Source organism: Isoptericola maris, assembly GCF_048065335.1.
Classification (GTDB): Bacteria; Actinomycetota; Actinomycetes; order Actinomycetales; family Cellulomonadaceae; genus Isoptericola; species Isoptericola rhizosphaerae.
Map to the genome: position 1 here is coordinate 210236 of NZ_JBLUNY010000001.1, position 2658 is coordinate 212893.

Sequence of the window (2658 nt, forward strand, 5' to 3'; positions counted from 1 at the left end):
AGCGCACTTGACTGGGGGTCAAGGGGTCGCAGGTTCAAATCCTGTCAGCCCGACCGTGCGATGTCTCAGGACATCGGGGTGGCCTGAACCGACGGATCGTCGGTTCAGGCCATTCGTCGTCTCCGGGCGGAGCGACGAGGCTGGTCAGGACCGGTCGGGTGCGCTCATGTCGGCCGTCGCGGGCGTGCCGTCGGCGAGCCCGTAACGGAGCAGCACGACGCCCTTCGGTCCGGCGGCCGGCGGCTCGATGAGGATCAGGTTCGTCGGGACCTCGCCGCCGTCGAACACCTTCTTGCCGACACCCAGGACGATCGGGTGCACCCACAGGTCGAGACGGTCGAACAGCTTCTCGTACAGGAGCGTCTGCACCAGGTCGAGGCTGCCGACCACCCGGACCTGCTCGTGCCGGTCGCGGACCTCGCGCACGGCGGCGGCCAGCTCGGGCCCGAGCTGCGTGGACCCGGCCCACGGCAGGTCCGGGGTGCCGCGGGAGGCCACGTACTTGGGGACGCGGTTGAAGAGCGTGGCGATGGAGTCGTCGGCACCGCCGGTCTGGTGCGGCCAGTAGGCCGCGAAGATGTCGTAGGTGCGGCGGCCGAGCAGGAGGGCGTCGGTCCCCTCGTACGCGGCGGCGACCTGCGCGCCCGTGACCTCGTCCAGCAGGGGTGCCTGCCAGCCGCCGAACGGGAACCCCCCAGGATCCTCGTCCGGGCCGCCGGGCGCCTGCCCCACGAGGTCGAGGGTGGCGAAGAGCTCGATCTGGATCAGTCCCACGGTGACTCCAGGTGTGGTTGGCAGTGTGCGGGAGTAGTGACCGCCACCCTGCGAGGAACTCATCGAGGCGTCCCGGAGGGGCTGGGCGTCTGGTCCTGGGGAGAGGGTCGGTAGTGCCGCTATGGTGGAGTGATGGCTGCCGAACCGATCGATCTCCGTACCTCCAAGCCGGGCGAGGCCGGGGCCGGCGGGTGCGCGTGCGGTCACGCCGACGAGAACGAGATCGTGCTCGACACGCGACAGATCCCCCATGCGATCCGTCATGCGACCATCTTTGGTGCGCTGGGTGCGATCGCGCCAGGGTTCAGTCTCGATCTGGTCGCGAACCACAACCCGCTCCCGCTGCTCTCGCAGCTGACGGAGCGCCGCCCCGGCGAGTTCGAGGTGGCGTACCTCGAAGACGGTCCCGAGGCCTGGAAGTTGCGCCTCACCCGTATCTGACCGGGTGGTCGTGGGCGTGCCCCTCATTCTTTGACGGCGAACAGCCCGCTGGCCCCCTTCTCCGCGTCCGACAGGATGTGGGTCACGAAGGGGTAGTTGCCCGCCTCGGGGAAGACGAGCTCGACGAATCCGCCCTGCGCGGGTTGCAGCGCGAGCGCCTGCGAGCCGCCGGCTCCCGTGCTGCCGCCGTCATGCAACAGGTAGTCGCCCTCGAGGTAGACGGTGTCGAACTGGCCCCCGATGACATGGAACGAGCTGGGCCGGTTGGGTCCGGCGTCCAGCACCCAGACACGCACGCGCTCACCGACGCGGGCTTCGAGGGGAGCGAACATGTACTGGTCGGCGTAGCCGTTGAAGACCACGAGATCTGGGTGCTGCGAGGCGATCGCGGTCGTGTCGGGTTCGCCGCCGTGCGCGCCCAGGTAGTGCTCCGACTGCACGAGCAGGTACTCGCGGTCGATGTCGGGGAGGCCCGGCGGATCGATGATGACGGCCCCGAACATGCCCGCGGCGATGTGCAGCGACATGGGCGCGGTGGCGCAGTGGTACATCCAGATGCCGGCGCGCGTCGCGGTGAAGGTATAGGTCAGCGATTCCCCCGGCGCGATCGTGCGCATGGGTTCGTCAGGGGCGAGAGCCCCGGCGTGGAAGTCGATCGAGTGTCCGATCGTGCCGTCGTTGACGAGGGTGATCTCGAAGGTGTCACCGACCTTGCCCCGCAGTGTGGGGCCGGGCACGGTGTCGCTGAAGGTCCAGGAGCTCTGGCTCGTGTCCGGGGCCACGTCACGTTCGAGATCGCTCACGACGAAGGTGTGCTCGTGCACGGTGGCGGCTGCGGCAGGGCTGAGTGCCGCGTCCGCCGCCTCGAACTCCGGTCCGGGTGTCGCTCCGGATACGGGGCGCGGGGGCGCGTCCGAGCTGTGCGCGCCGGAGCCACCGCGGTCGTGCTCCTCGCCCGGCGGAGCGCCGACCGCGATGATGTCGAGCGTCATGCCGAGCAGGCGGTGGCCCGCGACGGAGCACCACGCGTCGAGATCGCCCGCGACGACACCGGCGTCGACGACCGTCGACTCGCCGGGGGAGAGCCGATCACCGCGCACGCCGTTGGCGATGGTGAGGTCGTGGTCCATGGTGTCGCCGTTGGTGAGATTGACGACGAGGCGGTTGCCCACGGGAACCTCGATGACGGCGGGTTCGAAGCGCATGTCGTCCATGACGACATCGACGGTCGTGGTCTCGCCCGACGCGCTCGCGCTCGCCGTGGTGCCACCGATCCCGGCAGCGGCAGGGTCGAGGGCGATGCCGCCGGTGGCGGAGAGCACGAGCACGGCGGCGGCAGCGGCGAGCGACCCGGCGGTGCCGGCGCGGGGGGGGGGGGGGGGGGGGGGGGGGGCCCCCCCCCCCCCGGGCCCGGGGGGGCGCCCCCCCCCCCCCCCCCACACC

General features: G+C 70.9%; 3 protein-coding genes. 1 reads left to right on the forward strand and 2 read right to left on the reverse strand.

Translation table 11 applies throughout. The features are described 5' to 3' along the window. Nucleotides 1-144 precede the first annotated feature (144 nt). Complete coding sequence (locus ACH5HR_RS01000; protein WP_402371933.1) at nucleotides 145-774, reverse strand: dihydrofolate reductase family protein; 630 nt, start codon at nucleotides 772-774, stop codon at nucleotides 145-147. Nucleotides 775-906: 132 nt separating this feature from the next. Here ACH5HR_RS01000 and ACH5HR_RS01005 point away from each other — a divergent pair, with 132 nt between their 5' ends. Beyond that, entirely contained in the window at nucleotides 907-1215 is a 309-nt protein-coding gene (locus tag ACH5HR_RS01005) for a DUF2249 domain-containing protein (RefSeq protein ID WP_416475750.1), read from the forward strand. A gap of 23 nt (nucleotides 1216-1238) precedes the next feature. On the opposite strand, the gene ACH5HR_RS01010 is transcribed toward ACH5HR_RS01005, so the two are convergent. Next, the gene (locus ACH5HR_RS01010) at nucleotides 1239-2543 is read right to left on the reverse strand and encodes a multicopper oxidase domain-containing protein (RefSeq protein WP_416475752.1); all 1305 of its coding nucleotides are present in this window, start codon (nucleotides 2541-2543) and stop codon (nucleotides 1239-1241) included. Nucleotides 2544-2658: the final 115 nt, after the last annotated feature.